The sequence below is a fragment of the Flavobacterium paronense genome (assembly GCF_030409795.1).
In the GTDB taxonomy this organism is placed as follows: domain Bacteria; phylum Bacteroidota; class Bacteroidia; order Flavobacteriales; family Flavobacteriaceae; genus Flavobacterium; species Flavobacterium paronense.
In genome coordinates, this window is the sequence record NZ_JAUFQN010000023.1 from 1 (window position 1) to 23,817 (window position 23,817).

General features: G+C 32.5%; 25 protein-coding genes and 10 pseudogenes. 20 read left to right on the forward strand and 15 right to left on the reverse strand.

Annotation, left to right across the window (positions count from 1 at the left end; all coding sequences use genetic code 11):
* Nucleotides 1–74 precede the first annotated feature (74 nt).
* Nucleotides 75–2,687, reverse strand: a pseudogene (cphA, locus tag QWY90_RS15410) (cyanophycin synthetase).
* A 257-nt stretch (nt 2,688–2,944) separates the two neighbouring features.
* Between cphA and QWY90_RS15415 the strand changes: the two are divergent.
* Together QWY90_RS15415 and QWY90_RS15420 are read left to right on the forward strand one after the other, a co-directional pair.
* Nucleotides 2,945–4,252 carry a S8 family serine peptidase gene (locus QWY90_RS15415; protein WP_290287013.1) on the forward strand — a complete coding sequence of 436 codons (1,308 nt, stop codon included), beginning with the start codon at nt 2,945–2,947 and terminating at the stop codon, nt 4,250–4,252.
* A gap of 8 nt (nt 4,253–4,260) precedes the next feature.
* The gene (locus QWY90_RS15420; protein WP_290287014.1) at nt 4,261–4,617 is read left to right on the forward strand and encodes a T9SS type A sorting domain-containing protein; all 357 of its coding nucleotides are present in this window, start codon (nt 4,261–4,263) and stop codon (nt 4,615–4,617) included.
* Between the two features lie 2 nt (nt 4,618–4,619).
* On the opposite strand, the gene QWY90_RS15425 is transcribed toward QWY90_RS15420, so the two are convergent.
* The 4 genes and pseudogenes from QWY90_RS15425 to QWY90_RS15440 all read right to left on the reverse strand — a co-directional run bounded on the left by QWY90_RS15425 (nt 4,620) and on the right by QWY90_RS15440 (nt 7,910).
* Nucleotides 4,620–5,465: an alpha/beta hydrolase gene (locus QWY90_RS15425; protein WP_290285870.1), complete on the reverse strand. Its 846-nt coding sequence runs from the start codon at nt 5,463–5,465 to the stop codon at nt 4,620–4,622.
* A 32-nt stretch (nt 5,466–5,497) separates the two neighbouring features.
* A pseudogene (locus QWY90_RS15430) lies at nt 5,498–6,276 on the reverse strand (zinc ribbon domain-containing protein).
* Nucleotides 6,277–6,279: 3 nt separating this feature from the next.
* A pseudogene (locus QWY90_RS15435) lies at nt 6,280–7,372 on the reverse strand (Nif3-like dinuclear metal center hexameric protein).
* 109 nt (nt 7,373–7,481) lie between these two features.
* Nucleotides 7,482–7,910 (reverse strand): hypothetical protein, encoded by a 429-nt coding sequence (locus QWY90_RS15440; RefSeq protein ID WP_290287015.1) that lies wholly within the window; start codon nt 7,908–7,910, stop codon nt 7,482–7,484.
* Nucleotides 7,911–7,995: 85 nt separating this feature from the next.
* Here QWY90_RS15440 and lpxK (QWY90_RS15445) point away from each other — a divergent pair.
* A pseudogene (gene lpxK / locus QWY90_RS15445) lies at nt 7,996–9,014 on the forward strand (tetraacyldisaccharide 4'-kinase).
* Nucleotides 8,986–9,800 (forward strand): annotated as a pseudogene (locus tag QWY90_RS15450) (purine-nucleoside phosphorylase). Before lpxK (QWY90_RS15445) ends, QWY90_RS15450 begins: the two co-directional pseudogenes overlap by 29 nt.
* Here QWY90_RS15450 and QWY90_RS15455 read toward each other — a convergent pair.
* The 5 genes from QWY90_RS15455 to QWY90_RS16270 all read right to left on the reverse strand — a co-directional run bounded on the left by QWY90_RS15455 (nt 9,797) and on the right by QWY90_RS16270 (nt 11,629).
* Nucleotides 9,797–10,114, reverse strand: coding sequence for a response regulator (locus QWY90_RS15455; RefSeq protein WP_290287016.1), 318 nt, complete (start codon nt 10,112–10,114; stop codon nt 9,797–9,799). The pseudogene QWY90_RS15450 and the gene QWY90_RS15455 sit on opposite strands and share 4 nt — an antisense overlap.
* Nucleotides 10,115–10,295: 181 nt before the next feature.
* A complete protein-coding gene (locus QWY90_RS15460) occupies nt 10,296–10,526 on the reverse strand; it encodes an ATP-binding protein (RefSeq protein WP_290287017.1) in 231 nt (76 codons plus the stop codon).
* The gene (locus QWY90_RS15465) at nt 10,519–11,124 is read right to left on the reverse strand and encodes a histidine kinase dimerization/phospho-acceptor domain-containing protein (RefSeq protein ID WP_290287018.1); all 606 of its coding nucleotides are present in this window, start codon (nt 11,122–11,124) and stop codon (nt 10,519–10,521) included. Before QWY90_RS15465 ends, QWY90_RS15460 begins: the two co-directional genes overlap by 8 nt.
* A gap of 80 nt (nt 11,125–11,204) precedes the next feature.
* Nucleotides 11,205–11,384 carry a hypothetical protein gene (locus tag QWY90_RS15815; protein ID WP_336622173.1) on the reverse strand — a complete coding sequence of 60 codons (180 nt, stop codon included), beginning with the start codon at nt 11,382–11,384 and terminating at the stop codon, nt 11,205–11,207.
* Between the two features lie 161 nt (nt 11,385–11,545).
* Complete coding sequence (locus QWY90_RS16270; protein ID WP_369281109.1) at nt 11,546–11,629, reverse strand: hypothetical protein; 84 nt, start codon at nt 11,627–11,629, stop codon at nt 11,546–11,548.
* A 605-nt stretch (nt 11,630–12,234) separates the two neighbouring features.
* On the opposite strand from QWY90_RS16270, the gene QWY90_RS15475 reads away from it, so the two are divergent.
* The 6 genes from QWY90_RS15475 to QWY90_RS15495 all read left to right on the forward strand — a co-directional run bounded on the left by QWY90_RS15475 (nt 12,235) and on the right by QWY90_RS15495 (nt 13,995).
* Nucleotides 12,235–12,564, forward strand: coding sequence for a tetratricopeptide repeat protein (locus QWY90_RS15475; protein ID WP_336622171.1), 330 nt, complete (start codon nt 12,235–12,237; stop codon nt 12,562–12,564).
* A complete protein-coding gene (locus QWY90_RS15820) occupies nt 12,477–12,788 on the forward strand; it encodes a hypothetical protein (protein WP_336622172.1) in 312 nt (103 codons plus the stop codon). The genes QWY90_RS15475 and QWY90_RS15820 overlap by 88 nt, the downstream gene beginning before the upstream one ends.
* Nucleotides 12,789–12,826: 38 nt before the next feature.
* Entirely contained in the window at nt 12,827–12,994 is a 168-nt protein-coding gene (locus QWY90_RS15480) for a hypothetical protein (RefSeq protein WP_290287019.1), read from the forward strand.
* A 23-nt stretch (nt 12,995–13,017) separates the two neighbouring features.
* Nucleotides 13,018–13,170, forward strand: a complete 153-nt coding sequence (locus QWY90_RS15485; RefSeq protein ID WP_290287036.1) for a histidine kinase dimerization/phospho-acceptor domain-containing protein — start codon at nt 13,018–13,020, stop codon at nt 13,168–13,170.
* On the forward strand, nt 13,158–13,652 hold the full coding sequence (locus QWY90_RS15490; protein WP_290287020.1) for a sensor histidine kinase: 495 nt from the start codon (nt 13,158–13,160) through the stop codon (nt 13,650–13,652). The genes QWY90_RS15485 and QWY90_RS15490 overlap by 13 nt, the downstream gene beginning before the upstream one ends.
* 115 nt (nt 13,653–13,767) lie before the next feature.
* A complete protein-coding gene (locus QWY90_RS15495) occupies nt 13,768–13,995 on the forward strand; it encodes a response regulator (RefSeq protein ID WP_290287021.1) in 228 nt (75 codons plus the stop codon).
* 151 nt (nt 13,996–14,146) lie between these two features.
* Here QWY90_RS15495 and QWY90_RS15500 read toward each other — a convergent pair.
* Both QWY90_RS15500 and lpxK (QWY90_RS15505) read right to left on the reverse strand, forming a co-directional pair.
* Nucleotides 14,147–14,962, reverse strand: a pseudogene (locus QWY90_RS15500) (purine-nucleoside phosphorylase).
* A pseudogene (lpxK, locus tag QWY90_RS15505) lies at nt 14,934–15,950 on the reverse strand (tetraacyldisaccharide 4'-kinase). Before lpxK (QWY90_RS15505) ends, QWY90_RS15500 begins: the two co-directional pseudogenes overlap by 29 nt.
* Nucleotides 15,951–16,172: 222 nt before the next feature.
* Here lpxK (QWY90_RS15505) and QWY90_RS15510 point away from each other — a divergent pair.
* From QWY90_RS15510 to QWY90_RS15535, 6 genes and pseudogenes are all read left to right on the forward strand, one after another.
* Complete coding sequence (locus QWY90_RS15510; RefSeq protein ID WP_290287022.1) at nt 16,173–16,577, forward strand: hypothetical protein; 405 nt, start codon at nt 16,173–16,175, stop codon at nt 16,575–16,577.
* Nucleotides 16,574–17,663, forward strand: a pseudogene (locus tag QWY90_RS15515) (Nif3-like dinuclear metal center hexameric protein). The gene QWY90_RS15510 and the pseudogene QWY90_RS15515 overlap by 4 nt, the downstream one beginning before the upstream one ends.
* A gap of 3 nt (nt 17,664–17,666) precedes the next feature.
* Nucleotides 17,667–18,444: pseudogene (locus QWY90_RS15520) on the forward strand (zinc ribbon domain-containing protein).
* A gap of 32 nt (nt 18,445–18,476) precedes the next feature.
* Nucleotides 18,477–18,776 carry a hypothetical protein gene (locus QWY90_RS15525; RefSeq protein ID WP_290287023.1) on the forward strand — a complete coding sequence of 100 codons (300 nt, stop codon included), beginning with the start codon at nt 18,477–18,479 and terminating at the stop codon, nt 18,774–18,776.
* Nucleotides 18,752–18,982 (forward strand): alpha/beta fold hydrolase, encoded by a 231-nt coding sequence (locus QWY90_RS15530; RefSeq protein ID WP_290287024.1) that lies wholly within the window; start codon nt 18,752–18,754, stop codon nt 18,980–18,982. Before QWY90_RS15525 ends, QWY90_RS15530 begins: the two co-directional genes overlap by 25 nt.
* Before the next feature lie 32 nt (nt 18,983–19,014).
* Nucleotides 19,015–19,320 carry a hypothetical protein gene (locus QWY90_RS15535; protein ID WP_290287026.1) on the forward strand — a complete coding sequence of 102 codons (306 nt, stop codon included), beginning with the start codon at nt 19,015–19,017 and terminating at the stop codon, nt 19,318–19,320.
* Between the two features lie 2 nt (nt 19,321–19,322).
* Here QWY90_RS15535 and QWY90_RS15540 read toward each other — a convergent pair whose 3' ends face one another.
* The 3 genes from QWY90_RS15540 to QWY90_RS15550 are packed head-to-tail and all read right to left on the reverse strand — an operon-like array spanning nt 19,323 to nt 20,994.
* A complete protein-coding gene (locus QWY90_RS15540; RefSeq protein ID WP_290287028.1) occupies nt 19,323–20,084 on the reverse strand; it encodes a S8/S53 family peptidase in 762 nt (253 codons plus the stop codon).
* On the reverse strand, nt 20,075–20,611 hold the full coding sequence (locus tag QWY90_RS15545) for a S8/S53 family peptidase (RefSeq protein ID WP_290287030.1): 537 nt from the start codon (nt 20,609–20,611) through the stop codon (nt 20,075–20,077). The genes QWY90_RS15540 and QWY90_RS15545 overlap by 10 nt, the downstream gene beginning before the upstream one ends.
* Complete coding sequence (locus QWY90_RS15550) at nt 20,584–20,994, reverse strand: hypothetical protein (protein WP_290287031.1); 411 nt, start codon at nt 20,992–20,994, stop codon at nt 20,584–20,586. Before QWY90_RS15550 ends, QWY90_RS15545 begins: the two co-directional genes overlap by 28 nt.
* Before the next feature lie 349 nt (nt 20,995–21,343).
* Here QWY90_RS15550 and QWY90_RS15825 point away from each other — a divergent pair.
* From QWY90_RS15825 to QWY90_RS15570, 4 genes and pseudogenes are all read left to right on the forward strand, one after another.
* Nucleotides 21,344–21,600: pseudogene (locus QWY90_RS15825) on the forward strand (cyanophycin synthetase family protein); the annotation flags it as partial.
* Between the two features lie 315 nt (nt 21,601–21,915).
* Nucleotides 21,916–22,824: an ATP-grasp domain-containing protein gene (locus QWY90_RS15830; RefSeq protein ID WP_336622174.1), complete on the forward strand. Its 909-nt coding sequence runs from the start codon at nt 21,916–21,918 to the stop codon at nt 22,822–22,824.
* Nucleotides 22,821–23,426, forward strand: a complete 606-nt coding sequence (locus tag QWY90_RS15565; protein WP_290287032.1) for a Mur ligase family protein — start codon at nt 22,821–22,823, stop codon at nt 23,424–23,426. The genes QWY90_RS15830 and QWY90_RS15565 overlap by 4 nt, the downstream gene beginning before the upstream one ends.
* Complete coding sequence (locus QWY90_RS15570) at nt 23,423–23,650, forward strand: glutamate ligase domain-containing protein (RefSeq protein WP_290287034.1); 228 nt, start codon at nt 23,423–23,425, stop codon at nt 23,648–23,650. The genes QWY90_RS15565 and QWY90_RS15570 overlap by 4 nt, the downstream gene beginning before the upstream one ends.
* Nucleotides 23,651–23,817: the final 167 nt, after the last annotated feature.

The following is a 23,817-nucleotide window of genomic DNA, read 5'->3' on the forward strand; positions in this document are numbered from 1 at the left end:
TAAAGTAGTTTTCTCATCTATTAAAAAGATAAAATCCCAAACTGTTGTGGTTTGGGATTTTTAGTATTTATTATTTAAGCTTCACTTTCTTTATCCAAATATTCTTGACAATTTCAATAGCATTGGTCACAACATCACTTAATGCTGTAATGAAACTTCCTTCTTCGGCATTATCGATAGCATGTTTAATAGCTTCAACTTCTTTTTTGATTATCTCTGTAGTAACTGTTTTACCTGATTCGGCAATACCTTCCATAATGAGTCCGATGATTTCTTCTTCCGTTCTACCGCGCAATGTTTTTTCTTGTCGAATGATAATATGATCAAACATACGAGCCGCAATATTGGCACATTCCTTAATGTCTTCGTCACGACGGTCACCAACACCAGCAATAATTCCAATTTTTTTGGTGGCTTCAACACTTTGTAAAAAGTCTTCAATACCTTTATACCCAGCAGGATTGTGAGCAAATCAATTAATACTTTGAATTTTTTAAACTCAAAAATATTCATTCTTCCAGGTGTTTGTGCAGCACTTGGAATAAATGTTTGTAATGATAAACTAATGTCATCCGTTTTAAATCCTTGTAAATAACTTGCTAAAGTGGCAGCTAGAACATTGGCAATCATGAATTTGGCTTTTCCACCCATAGTTAACGGAACGTGAGTAGCTCTTTCGACTCTCATTTTCCATTCTCCTTTTTTGATGGTAATAAATCCATTTTCATAAACAGCTACAATCTTTCCTTCTTTAGAAAACTGTTTTACAATTGGATATTTTCTCATCCATACTAAAATAGGCAACATTGCAACTTAATTCGTTTGCGATTTTTAAACATTGCTCATCTTCAGCATTCAAATGGGCCAACCATCTTTCTTAACACTTTTGACAACCGTACTTTTTACTCGAGCCAAATCATCTAAAGTGTGAATATCGCTCAAGCCCAAATGGTCTTCCTGAATATTAGTAATAATAGCAATATCGCATCGGCTAAAGCCAAGTCCGGAACGAAGAATTCCGCCGCGAGCGGTTTCCAAAACAGCAAATTCGACCGTTGGATCTTTCAAAATATATTCAGCAGAAACGGGTCCGGTAGTATCTCCTTTTTCCATCATATGGTTTTGAACATAAATTCCATCCGATGTGGTGAAACCAACTTTATAACCATTATTTTTTACAATATGTGCTAAAAGTCTTGTCGTAGTAGTCTTTCCATTGGTTCCAGTAACTGCAATTATTGGAATTCGACTCGGTTTCCCAGGAGGATAAAGCATGTCAATAACTGGTGCAGCAACGTTTCTTGGCAGTCCTTCTGATGGTGCTAAGTGCATTCGGAATCCTGGTGCAGCATTAACTTCAAGAATACAACCTCCATTTTCTTTCAAAGGTTGGGTTAGGTTTTCAGCCATGATATCCACACCACAAATATCTAAACCAATGACACGCGAAATTCTTTCGCAAAGGAAGATGTTTTCAGGGTGCATCATATCGGTAACATCTATAGAAGTTCCGCCAGTACTCAAGTTTGCAGTTGATTTTAGGTATACAGTTTCATCTTTTTTAGGACGGTTTCTAAAGTGTAATTTAATTTTTCTAATAAATCGGTGGTATCTCTATCAACGTCAATTTGGGTTAACACATTTTCATGTCCGTAACCACGACGTGGATCTTTATTGGTTTCGTCAATTAATTGTTGGATGGTATTTTTTCCGTCACCTTTGACATGTGCTGGTTCTCTTTTGGCAGCAGCTACTAATTTATTATCAATAACTAAAACCCTGAAATCATAGCCCGTAATAAATTTTTCAACGATAACGCGATGGCTATATTTTTTGGCATAAGCTAAACCTTCTACTGCATCTTCTCTATTTTTTACGTTGATAGAAGCTCCTTTTCCGTGATTTCCATCTAAAGGTTTTAAAACAATTGGGTAGCCAATTTTTCTGATAACTTCATCTAAATCTCTTCGTCAACACAAATTCCTCCATTGGCAACCGGAATTGAAGCGGCATCGAGCATTTTTTTAGTTTGTTCTTTATTACAAGCAATATCCACAGCTATGCTACTTGTTTTGCAGGTAATTGTAGCTTGAAAACGCATTTGATTGATACCATAACCTAATTGTACTAATGAATTTGTTCCTAATCGTATCCAAGGAATATCTCTTGCAACAGCTTCTTCAACAATACTTCCTGTAGAAGGTCCAAGACGAACACGCTCTCTAATTTCACGCATTTTTTGAATATCAGCTTCAAGATCATAATCAGTTCCGGCAATTAAAGCTTCTGCAATAGCAACGGCACTTTCGGCTGCAAACATTCCTACATTTTCTTCAGTGTAACTAAAAACAACGTTGTATATTCCTGGAGTTTTGGTTTCGCGAGTTCTTCCAAAACCAGTTTCCATTCCGGCCAAGGTTTGAATTTCTAAAGCAATATGTTCAAATTACATGACCCATCCATGTGCCTCGCTCAATACGGGAAAAGAAACCGCCGCGTGTACCTTCGGAGCAACGATGTTCAATCATAGTTGGAAACATAGCTTCTATTCTTTCACGAAAACCTTCAATTTTATTGGTTGGAAATTGTTCCATTTCTTCCAAATCAAGGCGCATTTGGATTAATTTTTTACGTTGAACACTCCAAATATTTGGACCACGAAGTGCTTGTATTTTATCTATTTTCATGATTAAGAATAATTAGTAAAAGTATTTAGTAATGATTTTGTTAAAAATAGGAAATTTTTATTGTTGGGATGTATTTTTTTTGAAGAAATGGCAAAAAAATAAAAAGGGTATTATAATTTTTTAAAGTTTCAGAATCTCAAAATGTTATGTTTTAGATAAAAAAATGTTTTGTGAAGTTGAATTAAGATAAAGTAACTGAAAAGATTCTTATATTGCACTACAATCTTTTGATGTTTAACTTATTGATTCTTTAAGCTTTGAAAAAAAATCTACTTTATCTATTTATAATTATTGTATCAACTTCTTTTGCTCAGCAACGAAAAGGGCAACTTTATTTGACCTCAGATTCTAAGCACGATTTGTTTGTTTCTTTTGGTTTAAACGTTCCACTTTATTCAACGTCTTTTTTTCAAGAACTTAAAGAAAGTAATCCTGATTTTAAAGTACTTGTTGAAGAGTATGGGATTGAGTTTCAAAAAGGCATTACGATTTCGGAGAACACATTAAATACTATGGAAGAAAATGCCAAGCAGCTCCATGGAAATTATGACGCCGTTAGAAAGCTTCGGAATATATTTAAAATCAAAATTGAAAATCCTACTAACTCACGTCTTTTGGAAGTTGGTATGGCTCTTGAAAAATTGGATGTTGTTGAATACTGTTGTTTGACTTCTCTTCAACCCATAAAACCACCCGTTGATATTGCGCCGACTACAGCAAATTATGAAGCTAATCAAGGTTATATTCAATCAAATCCTGGAGTAAATATGCAATATGCGTGGAATTTAGGTTTGAATGGACAAAATATAAAATTGAGAGATGTTGAATATGGTTTTAATAAAAACCATGAGGAATTAGCTGATGCTAATGCCAGTTTAGCTAGTGGAATGACCATTTCTACAAGCGCTACTGAAGCCTATACGGAGCATGGAACAGGCGTTTTTGGAATTTTGTATGCTGATAAAGGAAGTTATGGTATTTCAGGTTTAGCTTATGGTGCTCAAGAATTAATCTTATTTCCCGAATGGCAGCAATCCGGCTATGATAGAATTAATGCGGTTTCTCAATGTATTAATAATTCTACTAGTGGTAATGTTATTGTTTATGAAATGCAAACCACCGCATTTACTTCTACTGATTATGTAATGGCAGAATACAATCAAGTTATTTGGGATTTAACCAAAGCAGCAACTGATTCTGGTATTACTATAGTTGCAGCTGCAGGCAATGGTTCGGTTAATTTAGATTCATCAACCTTTGCAAGTTATATGGCAAGAGGTGATAGCGGTGCCATAATTGTTGGTGCTGGTACTTCAACAGTAAATCATGATAAACTTTCTTTTAGTACTTATGGTTCAAGAGTTGATTTACAAGCTTGGGGAGAAAATGTACAAACAATAGGTAAATTAGGAAATTTTTACACCTTGATAGGGAATGATTTTAATCAAAGTTATGTAACATTTAACGGAACAAGTTCAGCTACACCAATTGTAGCCTCATGTGCAGCAATATTACAATCCTATTATTTTAGTTTAAGAAATGCCTATTTGAGTCCTCAGCAATAAAAAATATAATGCAAGAAACTGGAATTGCTCAAGGAACAGGTGTGTCTGGAAATATAGGACCTATTCCTAATATGCAAGCAGCCATTCAAAGAGTTTTCAATGAATCTTTGGGCGTTAAGGGAGAAGAAAAATTTCAATTTCATATTTATCCAAATCCAATAGCGAATCAGTTTACTATAATGTCAAGTGATTTGATTTCTACTGATGCTGTTATTGAAATTTATACAAGTTTAGGACAATTGGTTTATACTTCTAATTTACCAATTGATAAGATTATTGATGCATCTCAATTATCAAGTGGATTGTACTTTGTTAAAGTTTCTGAAATGGGGAAAAGTTTTATTCAAAAAATTATTAAAAACTAATTCTAGTTTTGGGTAATAAAATCAACTATTTTAAGGTATAATTCTCCGTCATGCATGCTGTGTCCTAATCCAGTTGTTTCTATATAGATGGTGTTTTCCCAAGTGCTGGCATATTTCCGACCTTCATCTATTAGTACTACTTTATCCTCTTTATCATGTGCGATAAAAGCTTTTTGGGTAAAGTTTTTGGCAAATTTGTGACCCGAAAAATCATCGATATGAATGTTGAATTTTTCGTGGTAATAATTCTCTAATTGCATTTTAATTCTGTTGTTTAAACTCAGAAGTTTAATGAAGTTGTCACTCAAAATTTTAAAATCGGAAGGCGCTCCAAGTAGAACTATTTTTTCAATTTCTGTATTTTGATATTTGTTCAGATAATAAGCAATAGCAGCGCCACCAATAGAATGACCAATGATAATTTTAGGTTGGTATTTTTGGATTAAAACATGAAGGTATTCTGCGTATTTTGGTGCGTTGAATTCTTTACCATCACTTAATCCATGAGCTGGTGCGTCAATAGCAATAATGGTTTTACCTAAAGGTTTTAAATAAAGTAATAATTTTTTCCAACGAGAAGCATTGCTTTCCCATCCATGAACCAATAGTATTATTTCGTCGTTGCCATGCCAAATGTAGGTTTGAAACTTTTCATTTTGGCATTCAAAGGTTTCATAAGTTACGTTCTGTAATGTTTTTGGCATTTTCTCTTTTTTGATTCTGCCTTTTCTGGGTTGACTAAAAAGTTCGTATGCTTTGTTTTTAGCTACTTCCAAATTGACATAGCTCAATACGTTGAGATATATCCCAACTGATTTAGTGATAATAAAGAATTGAATTTTCTTCATAAAAAAATCCCGAATAAATCGGGATTAGTATATTATAGGTGAGCAAATAATTTTTGCATTTTTTCTCTTTCTTCTTCTGCTAAAGAAGCATCTACTAAGATTCTTCCTGAATGTTCATCGGTGATGATTTTCTTTCTAGCAGCAATTTCTACTTGTGTTTGTGGTGGAATCGTAAAGAATGAACCAGCCGAAGCACCACGTTCAATGGATACAACTGCTAAACCATTACGAACACTTGAACGAATTCTTTTGTAAGCTGCTAATAATCTTTCTTCGATTAGCGCTTCATATTCAGCTGATTTCTCGGTTAAGAAGGCTTCCTCTTTTTGAGTTTCTGCCATGATATCACTCAATTCAGCTTTCTTATGTTTTAAGTGAGTTGATTTTTGATCTAATTTTTCTTTAGAATTTGAAATCACTTCCTTTTATGATCTATAGAAGCTTTTAATTCTTTAATTTGTTTTTCAGCTAATTGAATTTCTAATTCTTGAAATTCTACTTCTTTTGTCAAAGAATTGAATTCTCTATTGTTACGAACTTCTTTTTGTTGAGCCGTATATTTTTTTATGGCTGCCTGATGATCGTCAATATTGTTTTTCTTAGTTTTGATTTGCTCTTCTATAGTAACCAAATCACTTTTTAATTTATCTAAACGAGTGCTTAAACCAGTAACTTCATCCTCTAAATCTTCCACTTCCAAAGGCAATTCGCCTCGTACATTTCTGATTTCATCAATTCTTGTATCTATGATTTGAAGGTCATAAATAGCTCTTAATTTGTCTTCAACATTTAGTTCTTTTGTAGTCGCCATATTTTATAAGTACTTAACTGGATTTGTATTTTCTTCCGAAAAAATGATTGCAAAATTAGGGATTTTTTTCTTAAGAAAATCAACAATATAATTTTTTGTAAATCTTTCACTTTCAAAGTGCCCAATATCGGCCAAAACCAATTGATTTTCAGCTTCATAAAAGTTGTGATACTTCAAATCAGAAGTCAGGAAAACATCAGCATTTGCCTGAATTGCAATCTTAATAGCAAAACTTCCTGAACCGCCAAGCACAGCAACTTTTTGAATTGGTTTTCCTCGCAATATACTGTGCCGAATTCCGCCACATTGCATTTTGTCTTTTACAAACGCAAAAAAATGGTCTTCGTTCATTGGTTTTTCTAGTTCGCCAATCATTCCCAAACCAATGTTTTGGTGTGTATTTTGCAAATCATAAATCTCATACGCCACTTCTTCGTATACATGATTTTTAAAAGTGCTTTTAGTATATTGGATTGTAATTGTTTTTCAAAAGTGACTTCGATTTTAATTTCAGGTGTTTCAACAAATTCGAATCGTTCTCCAAGTTGAGGATTGCTGTCTTCGTTTCCCATATAAGTCCCAATACCTTTTGAATTAAAACTACAATCTTCATAATTGCCAATCTTTCCGGCACCGGCATCAAATAAGGCATTGCGCAATTCTTCTACGTTTTCGGGAATGGTATAGGTAATTAGTTTTTGAATAAAGTTCTGTTTGGGAATTAAAATCTTTGTGTTAATCAAACCCAACGCATCTGAAAAAATCTTATTAACACCGTTTTTATGATTGTCTAAAGCTGTATGAACTGCATAAATGGCAATATCATTTTTGATGGCTTTAAGAACTGAACGCTCTACATAATTTTTACCCGTAATTTTTTTATACCTGAGAAAATGATTGGATGAAAGCAAACAACCAAATTACATTTTTTGGTAATGGCTTCCTCTATAACAGTTTCCAAAGCATCGTGACAAACCAGAATTCCTGTAGCATCGTTTTCCTGATTTCCAACAAGCAAACCAACGTTATCAAAATCTTCGGCATAAGCCAAAGGCGCCATTTCTTCTAAAATTGATAGTATTTCTTTTATTTTCATGTTGCCCATTGATTTAAATAGTCTTTAATTACCCAAATACCGTTTACTTTTTCAAGTAGCAAAAAACTACCGCTGTTGTGCTCAATGTTTCTGTAAAAAGCAATTTTAACTAAGCAAAATTATTGTTATCAAAATATATTGGTTTGTTTATAATCAGTAAACGTTGGTTGTTTAGACCTTCTCGATCAGAAACAGTTTTAAATTCTTCAAAAGATAAACACGCATTAACTTTGCTTTTCAAATATTGATTTTGATTGTCAAATAACAGGTTGTAAGCTACAGACCAATCTTCATCAATGCCAACAATAATTTCTTTTTTGATTTCGGCAGCGTTTTTTTTGAGTAAATCACTTTGGGATATTACTTCCAAAACTTCTTCGTTATTTGGTGCTTTTTTGCAATAAAAATTAAGCAATTGTAATCTTCCTTTGGCAATAACTTTTTCGGTTTTATAATATTTGGTAAAAATTATTTTTAGAATAGCAGCATTGTCATTTTCCTGAGAAAATGCTGCTGATGAAATAAGAAAAAAAATCAAAATATTTTTAGACACTGTTTTTTTCATTGCGTATTGTAATCAGAATAATTTTTATTCAAAGATAAAAAATCGTTACTTTCGTAGTATGAATTTGTTGCGAAAATTACTCTTTCCTTTTGCCATATTGTATGGTTTTATAACTTTTTTAAGAAATTATCTTTATGATAAAGGTATACTAAAATCGTATTCAGTTGATATTCCTGTTATTGCTGTTGGGAATTTAAATTTTGGTGGTACTGGAAAAACACCTCAAATTGAGTATTTAATTCGGCTACTTTCGCCTAATTATAAAGTGGCAACCTTAAGTCGTGGTTATAAAAGAAAGTCAGAAGGATTTATTTTGGCTGATGCCAATGCTAATGCGGAAACTCTGGGTGATGAACCTTTTCAGTATTTTAAAAAATTTCCAACTATTCAGGTTGCTGTTGATGCTGACAGACGCAACGGAATCGAACAATTGTTAAAACAAAAAACAAAGCCAGAAATCATTTTGTTAGATGATGCATTTCAACATCGCAAAGTAAAAGCAGGTTTTTATATACTCTTGACGGCTTATGACGATTTGTTTTGCGATGATTATATATTGCCAACAGGCAATCTTCGCGAAAGCAGAAACGGAGCTAAAAGAGCGAATTTAATCATTGTAACTAAATGCCCGGCAAACAGTACAGAACTTCAACAAGAAAACATCAAAAAGAAATTAGGAATTGATTTACCAATTTTTTTTAGCTGTGTTTCTTATGACGATAAAGTCTATAATGAAGAAACAACTTTAGCAGTTAGTGAAGTTAAATTAATACAAAAAATTTTACTTGCCGGAATTGCAAAACCAAGACCTTTTTTCGAATTTTTACAAGCTGATACTGATGAAATTATGACATTTTCTGACCATCATCATTTTAGTGAGAGCGAAATTTTATCCATTAAAAGTAGAGCCATTGATAAAATCATCGTTACAACTGAAAAAGATTTTGTACGTTTGGATGCTAAAATTTTAAGAAAGCAATTTTTTATTTACCAATAAAAAGTCAATTTTTGAGTAATCAAGAGACTTTTGATCAAACTATTTTAAACTATGTGGGAACTTGTACAAGAAACCGTTAATTATATTAAAAATAAAACCAATTTCACGCCTGAATATGGTGTTATTTTAGGATCTGGATTAGGAAGTTTTACTGACGATATCACTATTGAATTTACATTACCATACAACGAAATTCAAATTTTCCTGTGTCAACTGTTCAAGGACATAAAGGAGCTTTGGTTTTTTGAACTATTGGCGATAAAAAAGTGATGGCAATGCAAGGGCGCTTTCATTTTTATGAAGGTTACGACATGAAGCAAGTAACTTTTCCGGTTCGTGTGATGAAATATCTTGGAGTTACTAAATTAGTTGTTTCCAATGCTTCTGGTGGGGTAAATTCTGATTATGAAGTAGGTTCAGTTGTGATTATTAAAGATCATATTAATTTTTTCCCAGAGCATCCGTTACGAGGGAAAAATGACGAGCGTTTTGGCCCTAGATTTTTGAATATGAATGAAGCTTATAATAAAGCTATGATTCAAAAAGCCAAAGTAATAGCAGTTGAAAATAATATTACAGTTCATGATGGTGTTTACCTTGGTTTGCAAGGTCCAACGTTTGAAACTTTTGCTGAATACAAAATGGTAAAAATTCTTGGTGCTGATTGTGTTGGAATGTCTACAGTTCCTGAAGTAATTGTAGCTCGACACATGGGAATCGAATGTTTTGGATTGTCTGTAGTTACAGATATGGGAGATGTTGAAGCAAGTATGGAAGAAGTGAGCCACGATGAAGTTCTAAAAGCAGCAGCAAAAGCGGAACCTCAAGTTAGAAAGTTAATCAAAGAATTAATTCTACAGTTCTAACTCAAATTCAAGGCAATAATTCTGTAGAAATTTTCGGGTTCAAAAGTTTTGGTGATGACATCGGTCATGCCAAAAGATAATAGCATTTCTCTATTTTCATTTAGAGAAATAGCCGTTAACGCAATGATTGGCTTTTTTATATCAAACTCTCTTATTTTTTGTGTTGCAATAGTGCCATTTATGCCTGGTAAATGAACATCCATTAATACTAAATCGAAATTATTTTCTTTGCTCAATAATTCAACAGCATCTTCACCATTGTCAATAATTTGACATATAACCTCCTTTTTCTCCAGCATCTTTTTAGTTACCATTTGGTTGATTTTATTATCTTCTACAACCAAATATTTTTACCTATTAATATATCATCCGAGTACATTTTTGGTTTTTCAGTGATAACTTCTTTGGTTCCTTTAAATAGATTTAATTCGAAATCAAATGTTGTCCCAACACCAACTTGGCTTTCTAAATTGATTTCTCCTCCAAGTAAATCTACTATTTTTTAACAATGGTTAAACCTAAACCTGTTCCGCCATATTTTCTGTTTATTTCAATTGAACCTTGCGAAAAACTCTCAAAAATAGTTTCCTGTTTATCTTCGGGTATCCCAATTCCAGTATCACTTACTGCAAAATTTATTCTTGAAAAATCATCCCCTGTTTCGATTAATTTAGCCATCACTTTAACTTCCCCATTTTTAGTAAATTTGAGTGCGTTATTAATCAAATTGATAATATTTGAGAGAGAGTTTGGTTGGGTCGCCAAGAACTATTTCGGGGATATTTTCATCAATTTCTAAAGTGAATTTATTGTTGTTATTTGAAGCAATTTCAGTCATTGAATTTTGAATATCCAGCAGCAATTGTTTGATGTTAAAATTGATATATTCAATTTCAATGTTGCTTGATTCAATTCGGTTAATTTCTAAGATTTCATTAATAAACGTCAATAAGTAATTGCCTGAAAATTTTAACGAATTTAAATAATGCAATTGATTTGGTTTTGGGTTGTCTTCAAGCAACAAATGTGTAATTCCATTGATTGCATTTAATGGAGTTCTTAATTCATGACTTACAGTTGAAAGGAATTCTGCTCTAGCTTTAGATGCTTTTTCAGCATTATCTTTTGCTATTTGTAATTCAAAATTTTTCTCTTTTAAGATATTGTTTGATTGGCTTCTGATAATATTATTTTTATATAATGACAAACTCAAAAGCGACAAAATGGTAATCAGAGCAATAGCTAAAATACTAATAAGCTTAGCAAATTTATTAGTCTTTTGTTGAGCTTCATATTCTTTTGTCATTTGCTCAATGGCCTTCATTCGTTCACTTTCTTTGAAACTTACATAATCATTAACATTTAATTTTTTATTGTACAGATGGGAAAGACTGTCTTTTAATTCTATGTGTGCTTTAAGATAGATATGTACGATTTTTTTAAGTCAAGAAGTTTCTCGTAAGACATACTTAAATCTAATAATATCTTAGCTTTTTGATCTAAATTTTTATCTTTTGTACTTAAGGTTAACGCTCTATTAAGATAGTTAACGCTTAAATTGTAATGGTTTAATTTTTCTTCAATCGTTCCTAATTGGTATAAAGCTTCGGCTTTGGTTTTAAATAAATCTTTACTATCGTCTTTGAAATGATTTCATTAAATAACTTGGAAGCCACATTCTGTCTTTCCGTTATTTTTATATAAAATACCTTTTTGTAAATTCATAAAGGGAGAAGCATCGATTTTCAAAACTTTATAAACGGATTCTGCTTTATCAAACTATCTTCAGCTTTGTCAAATTCTTCCAAACTCATATAACAAAGGCCCATATTGTAGTAACACAAGGCATAATCGGTTGATGGCAAAGTTGATTGTATAATTCGGCACTATTGGTGAAAGACTCCAGAGCATCATTCATTTTTTTTAACTCAAAATACGTTAAGCCAAGCGAAATAAGGCATCTGCCTTTCCTTTAATTTTATTATTAAGTTTGGCGTAATTAAAAGCTTTCTGAGAAAAAGCTAATGAAGATTTATAGTTGTTTGTCTTTTTATTGAAGTTGGCCAGTTTGTATGTAATAAGCAGTACTATCAATTTTTTTTATTGACATTCTTTGCCCAAAAAGACAATAGGAAATAACAGGAAAATCAAAATCCATTTCATTTAGCTTGGCCAATAAAAATTAGGGAGGCTAAATGTAGGGAAATTATTTTCCTGTTATTTCCTATTGTCTTTTTTGGGCAAAGAATGTCAATAAAAAAATTGATAGTACTGCTTATTACATACAACTGGCCAACTTCAATAAAAAGACAACAACTATAAATCTTCATTAGCTTTTTCTCAGAACTTTTAATTACGCCAAACTTAATAATAAAATTAAAGAAAGGCAGATGCCTTATTTTCGCTTGGCTTAACGTATTTTGAGTTAAAAAAAATGAATGATGCTCTGGAGTCTTTCACCAATAGTGCCGAATTATACAATCAACTTTTGCCATCAACCGATTATGCCTTGTGTTACTACAATATGGGCCTTTGTTATATGAGTTTGGAAGAATTTGACAAAGCTGAAGATAGTTTTGATAAAGCAGAATCCGTTTATAAAGTTTTGAAAATCGATGCTTCTCCCTTTATGAATTTACAAAAAGGTATTTTATATAAAATAACGGAAAGACAGAATTGGCTTCCAAGTTATTTAATGAAATCATTTCAAAAGACGATAGTAAAGATTTATTTAAAACCAAAGCCGAAGCTTTATACCAATTAGGAACGATTGAAGAAAAATTAAACCATTACAATTTAAGCGTTAACTATCTTAATAGAGCGTTAACCTTAAGTACAAAAGATAAAAATTTAGATCAAAAAGCTAAGATATTATTAGATTTAAGTATGTCTTACGAGAAACTTCTTGACTTAAAAAAATCGTACATCTATCTTAAAGCACACATAGAATTAAAAGACAGTCTTTCCCATCTGTACAATAAAAATTAAATGTTAATGATTATGTAAGTTTCAAAGAAAGTGAACGAATGAAGGCCATTGAGCAAATGACAAAAGAATATGAAGCTCAACAAAAGACTAATAAATTTGCTAAGCTTATTAGTATTTTAGCTATTGCTCTGATTACCATTTTGTCGCTTTTGAGTTTGTCATTATATAAAAATATATTATCAGAAGCCAATCAAACAATATCTTAAAAGAGAAAAATTTTGAATTACAAATAGCAAAAGATAATGCTGAAAAAGCATCTAAAGCTAGAGCAGAATTCCTTTCAACTGTAAGTCATGAATTAAGAACTCCATTAAATGCAATCAATGGAATTACACATTTGTTGCTTGAAGACAACCAAAACCAAATCAATTGCATTATTTAAATTCGTTAAAATTTTCAGGCAATTACTTATTGACGTTTATTAATGAAATCTTAGAAATTAACCGAATTGAATCAAGCAACATTGAAATTGAATATATCAATTTTAACATCAAACAATTGCTGCTGGATATTCAAAATTCAATGACTGAAATTGCTTCAAATAACAACAATAAATTCACTTTAGAAATTGATGAAAATATCCCCGAAATAGTTCTTGGCGACCCAACCAAACTCTCTCAAATATTTATCAATTTGATTAATAACGCACTCAAATTTACTAAAAATGGGGAAGTTAAAGTGATGGCTAAATTAATCGAAACAGGGGATGATTTTTCAAGAATAAATTTTGCAGTAAGTGATACTGGAATTGGGATACCCGAAGATAAACAGGAAACTATTTTTGAGAGTTTTTCGCAAGGTTCAATTGAAATAAACAGAAAATATGGCGGAACAGGTTTAGGTTTAACCATTGTTAAAAAATAGTAGATTTACTTGGAGGAGAAATCAATTTAGAAAGCCAAGTTGGTGTTGGGACAACATTTGATTTCGAATTAAATCTATTTAAAGGAACCAAAGAAGTTATCACTGAAAACCAAAAATGTACTCGGATGATATATTAATAGGTAAAAATATTTTGGTTGTAGAAGATAATAAAATCAACCAAATGGTAACTAAAAAGATGCTGGAGAAAAAGGAGGTTATATGTCAAATTATTGACAATGGTGAAGATGCTGTTGAATTATTGAGCAAAGAAAATAATTTCGATTTAGTATTAATGGATGTTCATTTACCAGGCATAAATGGCACTATTGCAACACAAAAATAAGAGAGTTTGATATAAAAAAGCCAATCATTGCGTTAACGGCTATTTCTCTAAATGAAAATAGAGAAATGCTATTATCTTTTGGCATGACCGATGTCATCACCAAACCTTTTGAACCCGAAAATTTCTACAGAATTATTGCCTTGAATTTGAGTTAGAACTGTAGAATTAATTCTTTGATTAACTTTCTAACTTGAGGTTCCGCTTTTGCTGCTGCTTTTAGAACTTCATCGTGGCTCACTTCTTCCATACTTGCTTCAACATCTCCCATATCTGTAACTACAGACAATCCAAAACATTCGATTCCCATGTGTCGAGCTACAATTACTTCAGGAACTGTAGACATTCCAACACAATCAGCACCAAGAATTTTTACCATTTTGTATTCAGCAAAAGTTTCAAACGTTGGACCTTGCAAACCAAGGTAAACACCATCATGAACTGTAATATTATTTTCAACTGCTATTACTTTGGCTTTTTGAATCATAGCTTTATTATAAGCTTCATTCATATTCAAAAATCTAGGGCCAAAACGCTCGTCATTTTTCCCTCGTAACGGATGCTCTGGGAAAAAATTAATATGATCTTTAATAATCACAACTGAACCTACTTCATAATCAGAATTTACCCCACCAGAAGCATTGGAAACAACTAATTTAGTAACTCCAAGATATTTCATCACACGAACCGGAAAGTTACTTGCTTCATGTCGTAACCTTCATAAAAATGAAAGCGCCCTTGCATTGCCATCACTTTTTTATCGCCAATAGTTCCAAAAACCAAAGCTCCTTTATGTCCTTGAACAGTTGACACAGGAAAATTTGGAATTTCGTTGTATGGTAATGTAAATTCAATAGTGATATCGTCAGTAAAACTTCCTAATCCAGATCCTAAAATAACACCATATTCAGGCGTGAAATTGGTTTTTATTTTTAATATAATTAACGGTTTCTTGTACAAGTTCCCACATAGTTTAAAATAGTTTGATCAAAAGTCTCTTGATTACTCAAAAATTGACTTTTTATTGGTAAATAAAATAATTGCTTTCTTAAAATTTTAGCATCCAAACGTACAAATCTTTTTCAGTTGTAACGATGATTTTATCAATGGCTCTACTTTTAATGGATAAAATTTCGCTCTCACTAAAATGATGATGGTCAGAAAATGTCATAATTTCATCAGTATCAGCTTGTAAAAATTCGAAAAAAGGTCTTGGTTTTGCAATTCCGGCAAGTAAAATTTTTTGTATTAATTTAACTTCACTAACTGCTAAAGTTGTTTCTTCATTATAGACTTTATCGTCATAAGAAACACAGCTAAAAAAAATTGGTAAATCAATTCCTAATTTCTTTTTGATGTTTTCTTGTTGAAGTTCTGTACTGTTTGCCGGGCATTTAGTTACAATGATTAAATTCGCTCTTTTAGCTCCGTTTCTGCTTTCGCGAAGATTGCCTGTTGGCAATATATAATCATCGCAAAACAAATCGTCATAAGCCGTCAAGAGTATATAAAAACCTGCTTTTACTTTGCGATGTTGAAATGCATCATCTAACAAAATGATTTCTGGCTTTGTTTTTTGTTTTAACAATTGTTCGATTCCGTTGCGTCTGTCAGCATCAACAGCAACCTGAATAGTTGGAAATTTTTTAAAATACTGAAAAGGTTCATCACCCAGAGTTTCCGCATTAGCATTGGCATCAGCCAAAATAAATCCTTCTGACTTTCTTTTATAACCACGACTTAAGGTTGCCACTTTATAATTAGGCGAAAGTAGCCGAATTAAATACTCAATTTGAGGTGTTTTTCCAGTACCACCAAAATTTAAATTCCCAACAGCAATAACAGGAATATCAACTGAATACGATTTTAGTATACCTTTATCATAAAGATAATTTCTTAAAAAGTTATAAACCATACAATATGGCAAAAGGAAAGAGTAATTTTCGCAACAAATTCATACTACGAAAGTAACGATTTTTTATCTTTGAATAAAAATTATTCTGATTACAATACGCAATGAAAAAACAGTGTCTAAAAATATTTTTGATTTTTTTTCTTATTTCATCAGCAGCATTTTCTCAGGAAAATGACAATGCTGCTATTCTAAAAATAATTTTTACCAAATATTATAAAACCGAAAAAGTTATTGCCAAAGGAAGATTACAATTGCTTAATTTTTATTGCAAAAAGCACCAAATAACGAAGAAGTTTTGGAAGTAATATCCCAAAGTGATTTACTCAAAAAAAACGCTGCCGAAATCAAAAAAGAAATTATTGTTGGCATTGATGAAGATTGGTCTGTAGCTTACAACCTGTTATTTGACAATCAAAATCAATATTTGAAAAGCAAAGTTAATGCGTGTTTATCTTTTGAAGAATTTAAAACTGTTTCTGATCGAGAAGGTCTAAACAACCAACGTTTACTGATTATAAACAAACCAATATATTTTGATAACAATAATTTTGCTTTAGTTAAAATTGCTTTTTACAGAAACATTGAGCACAACAGCGGTAGTTTTTTGCTACTTGAAAAAGTAAACGGTATTTGGGTAATTAAAGACTATTTAAATCAATGGGCAACATGAAAATAAAAGAAATACTATCAATTTTAGAAGAAATGGCGCCTTTGGCTTATGCCGAAGATTTTGATAACGTTGGTTTGCTTGTTGGAAATCAGGAAACGATGCTACAGGAATTCTGGTTTGTCACGATGCTTTGGAAACTGTTATAGAGGAAGCCATTACCAAAAAATGTAATTTGGTTGTTTGCTTTCATCCAATCATTTTCTCAGGTATAAAAAAAATTACGGGTAAAAATTATGTAGAGCGTTCAGTTCTTAAAGCCATCAAAAATGATATTGCCATTTATGCAGTTCATACAGCTTTAGACAATCATAAAAACGGTGTTAATAAGATTTTTTCAGATGCGTTGGGTTTGATTACACAAAGATTTTAATTCCCAACAGAACTTTATTCAAAAACTAATTACCTATACCATTCCCGAAACGTAGAAGAATTGCGCAATGCCTTATTTGATGCCGGTGCCGGAAGATTGGCAATTATGAAGATTGTAGTTTTAATTCAAAAGGTATTGGGACTTATATGGGAAACGAAGACAGCAATCCTCAACTTGGAGAACGATTCGAATTTGTTGAAACACCTGAAATTAAAATCGAAGTCACTTTTGAAAAACAATTACAATCCAATATACTAAAAGCACTTTTTAAAAATCATGTATACGAAGAAGTGGCGTATGAGATTTATGATTTGCAAAATACACACCAAAACATTGGTTTGGGAATGATTGGCGAACTAGAAAAACCAATGAACGAAGACCATTTTTTTGCGTTTGTAAAAGACAAAATGCAATGTGGCGGAATTCGGCACAGTATATTGCGAGGAAAACCAATTCAAAAAGTTGCTGTGCTTGGCGGTTCAGGAAGTTTTGCTATTAAGATTGCAATTCAGGCAAATGCTGATGTTTTCCTGACTTCTGATTTGAAGTATCACAACTTTTATGAAGCTGAAAATCAATTGGTTTTGGCCGATATTGGGCACTTTGAAAGTGAAAGATTTACAAAAAATTATATTGTTGATTTTCTTAAGAAAAAAATCCCTAATTTTGCAATCATTTTTTCGGAAGAAAATACAAATCCAGTTAAGTACTTATAAAATATGGCGACTACAAAAGAACTAAATGTTGAAGACAAATTAAGAGCTATTTATGACCTTCAAATCATAGATACAAGAATTGATGAAATCAGAAATGTACGAGGCGAATTGCCTTTGGAAGTGGAAGATTTAGAGGATGAAGTTACTGGTTTAAGCACTCGTTTAGATAAATTAAAAAGTGATTTGGTTACTATAGAAGAGCAAATCAAAACTAAGAAAAACAATATTGACGATCATCAGGCAGCCATAAAAAATATACGGCTCAACAAAAAGAAGTTCGTAACAATAGAGAATTCAATTCTTTGACAAAAGAAGTAGAATTTCAAGAATTAGAAATTCAATTAGCTGAAAAACAAATTAAAGAATTAAAAGCTTCTATAGATCATAAAAAGAAGTGATTTCAAATTCTAAAGAAAAATTAGATCAAAAATCAACTCACTTAAAACATAAGAAAGCTGAATTGAGTGATATCATGGCAGAAACTCAAAAAGAGGAAGCCTTCTTAACCGAGAAATCAGCTGAATATGAAGCGCTAATCGAAGAAAGATTATTAGCAGCTTACAAAAGAATTCGTTCAAGTGTTCGTAATGGTTTAGCAGTTGTATCCATTGAACGTGGTGCTTCGGCTGGTTCATTCTTTACGATTCCACCACAAACACAAGTAGAAATTGCTGCTAGAAAGAAAATCATCACCGATGAACATTCAGGAAGAATCTTAGTAGATGCTTCTTTAGCAGAAGAAGAAAGAGAAAAAATGCAAAAATTATTTGCTCACCTATAATATACTAATCCCGATTTATTCGGGATTTTTTTATGAAGAAAATTCAATTCTTTATTATCACTAAATCAGTTGGGATATATCTCAACGTATTGAGCTATGTCAATTTGGAAGTAGCTAAAAACAAAGCATACGAACTTTTTAGTCAACCCAGAAAAGGCAGAATCAAAAAAGAGAAAATGCCAAAAACATTACAGAACGTAACTTATGAAACCTTTGAATGCCAAAATGAAAAGTTTCAAACCTACATTTGGCATGGCAACGACGAAATAATACTATTGGTTCATGGATGGGAAAGCAATGCTTCTCGTTGGAAAAATTATTACTTTATTTAAAACCTTTAGGTAAAACCATTATTGCTATTGACGCACCAGCTCATGGATTAAGTGATGGTAAAGAATTCAACGCACCAAAATACGCAGAATACCTTCATGTTTTAATCCAAAAATACCAACCTAAAATTATCATTGGTCATTCTATTGGTGGCGCTGCTATTGCTTATTATCTGAACAAATATCAAAATACAGAAATTGAAAAATAGTTCTACTTGGAGCGCCTTCCGATTTTAAAATTTTGAGTGACAACTTCATTAAACTTCTGAGTTTAAACAACAGAATTAAAATGCAATTAGAGAATTATTACCACGAAAAATTCAACATTCATATCGATGATTTTTCGGGTCACAAATTTGCCAAAAACTTTACCCAAAAAGCTTTTATCGCACATGATAAAGAGGATAAAGTAGTACTAATAGATGAAGGTCGGAAATATGCCAGCACTTGGGAAAACACCATCTATATAGAAACAACTGGATTAGGACACAGCATGCATGACGGAGAATTATACCTTAAAATAGTTGATTTTATTACCCAAAACTAGAATTAGTTTTTAATAATTTTTTGAATAAAACTTTTCCCCATTTCAGAAACTTTAACAAAGTACAATCCACTTGATAATTGAGATGCATCAATAATCTTATCAATTGGTAAATTAGAAGTATAAACCAATTGTCCTAAACTTGTATAAATTTCAATAACAGCATCAGTAGAAATCAAATCACTTGACATTATAGTAAACTGATTCGCTATTGGATTTGGATAAATATGAAATTGAAATTTTTCTTCTCCCTTAACGCCCAAAGATTCATTGAAAACTCTTTGAATGGCTGCTTGCATATTAGGAATAGGTCCTATATTTCCAGACACACCTGTTCCTTGAGCAATTCCAGTTTCTTGCATTATATTTTTTAATTGCTGAGGACTCAAATAGGCATTTCTTAAACTAAAATAATAGGATTGTAATATTGCTGCACATGAGGCTACAATTGGTGTAGCTGAACTTGTTCCGTTAAATGTTACATAACTTTGATTAAAATCATTCCCTATCAAGGTGTAAAAATTTCCTAATTTACCTATTGTTTGTACATTTTCTCCCCAAGCTTGTAAATCAACTCTTGAACCATAAGTACTAAAAGAAAGTTTATCATGATTTACTGTTGAAGTACCAGCACCAACAATTATGGCACCGCTATCACCTCTTGCCATATAACTTGCAAAGGTTGATGAATCTAAATTAACCGAACCATTGCCTGCAGCTGCAACTATAGTAATACCAGAATCAGTTGCTGCTTTGGTTAAATCCAAATAACTTGATTGTATTCTGCCATTACATAATCAGTAGAAGTAAATGCGGTGGTTTGCATTTCATAAACAATAACATTACCACTAGTAGAATTATTAATACATTGAGAAACCGCATTAATTCTATCATAGCCGGATTGCTGCCATTCGGGAAATAAGATTAATTCTTGAGCACCATAAGCTAAACCTGAAATACCATAACTTCCTTTATCAGCATACAAAATTCCAAAAACGCCTGTTCCATGCTCCGTATAGGCTTCAGTAGCGCTTGTAGAAATGGTCATTCCACTAGCTAAACTGGCATTAGCATCAGCTAATTCCTCATGGTTTTTATTAAAACCATATTCAACATCTCTCAATTTTATATTTTGTCCATTCAAACCTAAATTCCACGCATATTGCATATTTACTCCAGGATTTGATTGAATATAACCTTGATTAGCTTCATAATTTGCTGTAGTCGGCGCAATATCAACGGGTGGTTTTATGGGTTGAAGAGAAGTCAAACAACAGTATTCAACAACATCCATTTTTCAAGAGCCATACCAACTTCCAAAAGACGTGAGTTAGTAGGATTTTCAATTTTGATTTTAAATATATTCCGAAGCTTTCTAACGGCGTCATAATTTCCATGGAGCTGCTTGGCATTTTCTTCCATAGTATTTAATGTGTTCTCCGAAATCGTAATGCCTTTTTGAAACTCAATCCCATACTCTTCAACAAGTACTTTAAAATCAGGATTACTTTCTTTAAGTTCTTGAAAAAAAGACGTTGAATAAAGTGGAACGTTTAAACCAAAAGAAACAAACAAATCGTGCTTAGAATCTGAGGTCAAATAAAGTTGCCCTTTTCGTTGCTGAGCAAAAGAAGTTGATACAATAATTATAAATAGATAAAGTAGATTTTTTTTCAAAGCTTAAAGAATCAATAAGTTAAACATCAAAAGATTGTAGTGCAATATAAGAATCTTTTCAGTTACTTTATCTTAATTCAACTTCACAAAACATTTTTTTATCTAAAACATAACATTTTGAGATTCTGAAACTTTAAAAAATTATAATACCCTTTTATTTTTTTTGCCATTTCTTCAAAAAAATACATCCCAACAATAAAAATTTCCTATTTTTAACAAAATCATTACTAAATACTTTTACTAATTATTCTTAATCATGAAAATAGATAAAATACAAGCACTTCGTGGTCCAAATATTTGGAGTGTTCAACGTAAAAAATTAATCCAAATGCGCCTTGATTTGGAAGAAATGGAACAATTTCCAACCAATAAAATTGAAGGTTTTCGTGAAAGAATAGAAGCTATGTTTCCAACTATGATTGAACATCGTTGCTCCGAAGGTACACGCGGCGGTTTCTTTCCCGTATTGAGCGAGGCACATGGATGGGTCATGTAATTGAACATATTGCTTTAGAAATTCAAACCTTGGCCGGAATGGAAACTGGTTTTGGAAGAACTCGCGAAACCAAAACTCCAGGAATATACAACGTTGTTTTTAGTTACACTGAAGAAAATGTAGGAATGTTTGCAGCCGAAAGTGCCGTTGCTATTGCAGAAGCTTTAATTGCCGGAACTGATTATGATCTTGAAGCTGATATTCAAAAAATGCGTGAAATTAGAGAGCGTGTTCGTCTTGGACCTTCTACAGGAAGTATTGTTGAAGAAGCTGTTGCAAGAGATATTCCTTGGATACGATTAGGAACAAATTCATTAGTACAATTAGGTTATGGTATCAATCAAATGCGTTTTCAAGCTACAATTACCTGCAAAACAAGTAGCATAGCTGTGGATATTGCTTGTAATAAAGAACAAACTAAAAAAATGCTCGATGCCGCTTCAATTCCGGTTGCCAATGGAGGAATTTGTGTTGACGAAGAAGATTTAGATGAAGTTATCAGAAAAATTGGCTACCCAATTGTTTTAAAAACTTTAGATGGAAATCACGGAAAAGGAGCTTCTATCAACGTAAAAAATAGAGAAGATGCAGTAGAAGGTTTAGCTTATGCCAAAAAATATAGCCATCGCGTTATCGTTGAAAAATTTATTACGGGCTATGATTTCAGGGTTTTAGTTATTGATAATAAATTAGTAGCTGCTGCCAAAAGAGAACCAGCACATGTCAAAGGTGACGGAAAAAATACCATCCAACAATTAATTGACGAAACCAATAAAGATCCACGTCGTGGTTACGGACATGAAAATGTGTTAACCCAAATTGACGTTGATAGAGATACCACCGATTTATTAGAAAAATTAAATTACACTTTAGAAACCGTTCCTAAAAAAGATGAAACTGTATACCTAAAATCAACTGCAAACTTGAGTACTGGCGGAACTTCTATAGATGTTACCGATATGATGCACCCTGAAAACATCTTCCTTTGCGAAAGAATTTCGCGTGTCATTGGTTTAGATATTTGTGGTGTGGATATCATGGCTGAAAACCTAACCCAACCTTTGAAAGAAAATGGAGGTTGTATTCTTGAAGTTAATGCTGCACCAGGATTCCGAATGCACTTAGCACCATCAGAAGGACTGCCAAGAAACGTTGCTGCACCAGTTATTGACATGCTTTATCCTCCTGGGAAACCGAGTCGAATTCCAATAATTGCAGTTACTGGAACCAATGGAAAGACTACTACGACAAGACTTTTAGCACATATTGTAAAAATAATGGTTATAAAGTTGGTTTCACCACATCGGATGGAATTTATGTTCAAAACCATATGATGGAAAAAGGAGATACTACCGGACCCGTTTCTGCTGAATATATTTTGAAAGATCCAACGGTCGAATTTGCTGTTTTGGAAACCGCTCGCGGCGGAATTCTTCGTTCCGGACTTGGCTTTAGCCGATGCGATATTGCTATTATTACTAATATTCAGGAAGACCATTTGGGCTTGAGCGATATTCACACTTTAGATGATTTGGCTCGAGTAAAAAGTACGGTTGTCAAAAGTGTTAAGAAAGATGGTTGGGCCATTTTGAATGCTGAAGATGAGCAATGTTTAAAAATCGCAAACGAATTAAGTTGCAATGTTGCCTATTTTAGTATGGATGAAAATAATCCAATTGTAAAACAGTTTTCTAAAGAAGGAAAGATTGTAGCTGTTTATGAAAATGGATTTATTACCATCAAAAAAGGAGAATGGAAAATGAGAGTCGAAAGAGCTACTCACGTTCCGTTAACTATGGGTGGAAAAGCCAAATTCATGATTGCCAATGTTCTAGCTGCCACTTTAGCAAGTTATTTACAAGGATTTAAAACGGATGACATTAGTTTATCATTACAAACATTTATTCCAAGTGCTGCACAAACACCTGGAAGATGAATATTTTTGAGTTTAAAAAATTCAAAGTATTAATTGATTTTGCTCACAATCCTGCTGGGTATAAAGGTATTGAAGACTTTTTACAAAGTGTTGAAGCCACCAAAAAAATTGGAATTATTGCTGGTGTTGGTGACCGTCGTGACGAAGACATTAGGAATGTGCCAATATTGCGGCTCGTATGTTTGATCATATTATCATTCGACAAGAAAAACATTTGCGCGTAGAACGGAAGAAGAAATCATCGGACTCATTATGGAAGGTATTGCCGATCAGTAAAACAGTTACTACAGAGATAATCAAAAAATTGAAGCTATTAAACATGCTATCGATAATGCCGAAGAAGGAAGTTTCATTACAGCATTAAGTGATGTTGTGACCAATGCTATTGAAA

Excerpts from the sequence above, each read along its gene's own strand:
- QWY90_RS15420 (WP_290287014.1), top strand. The coding sequence starts at position 4,261 with ATGCAAGAAACTGGAATTGCTCAAGGAACAGGTGTGTCTGGAAATATA.
- QWY90_RS15465 (WP_290287018.1), bottom strand. The coding sequence starts at position 11,124 with ATGAAGGCCATTGAGCAAATGACAAAAGAATATGAAGCTCAACAAAAG.
- QWY90_RS16270 (WP_369281109.1), bottom strand. The coding sequence starts at position 11,629 with ATGGGCCTTTGTTATATGAGTTTGGAAGAATTTGACAAAGCTGAAGAT.
- QWY90_RS15475 (WP_336622171.1), top strand. The coding sequence starts at position 12,235 with ATGAATGATGCTCTGGAGTCTTTCACCAATAGTGCCGAATTATACAAT.
- QWY90_RS15545 (WP_290287030.1), bottom strand. The coding sequence starts at position 20,611 with ATGGATGTTGTTGAATACTGTTGTTTGACTTCTCTTCAACCCATAAAA.
- QWY90_RS15565 (WP_290287032.1), top strand. The coding sequence starts at position 22,821 with ATGATGGAAAAAGGAGATACTACCGGACCCGTTTCTGCTGAATATATT.
- QWY90_RS15830 (WP_336622174.1), top strand. The coding sequence starts at position 21,916 with ATGCTCGATGCCGCTTCAATTCCGGTTGCCAATGGAGGAATTTGTGTT.
- QWY90_RS15525 (WP_290287023.1), top strand. The coding sequence starts at position 18,477 with ATGAAGAAAATTCAATTCTTTATTATCACTAAATCAGTTGGGATATAT.
- QWY90_RS15455 (WP_290287016.1), bottom strand. The coding sequence starts at position 10,114 with ATGGTAACTAAAAAGATGCTGGAGAAAAAGGAGGTTATATGTCAAATT.
- QWY90_RS15495 (WP_290287021.1), top strand. The coding sequence starts at position 13,768 with ATGTACTCGGATGATATATTAATAGGTAAAAATATTTTGGTTGTAGAA.
- QWY90_RS15480 (WP_290287019.1), top strand. The coding sequence starts at position 12,827 with ATGAAGGCCATTGAGCAAATGACAAAAGAATATGAAGCTCAACAAAAG.
- QWY90_RS15570 (WP_290287034.1), top strand. The coding sequence starts at position 23,423 with ATGAATATTTTTGAGTTTAAAAAATTCAAAGTATTAATTGATTTTGCT.
- QWY90_RS15425 (WP_290285870.1), bottom strand. The coding sequence starts at position 5,465 with ATGAAGAAAATTCAATTCTTTATTATCACTAAATCAGTTGGGATATAT.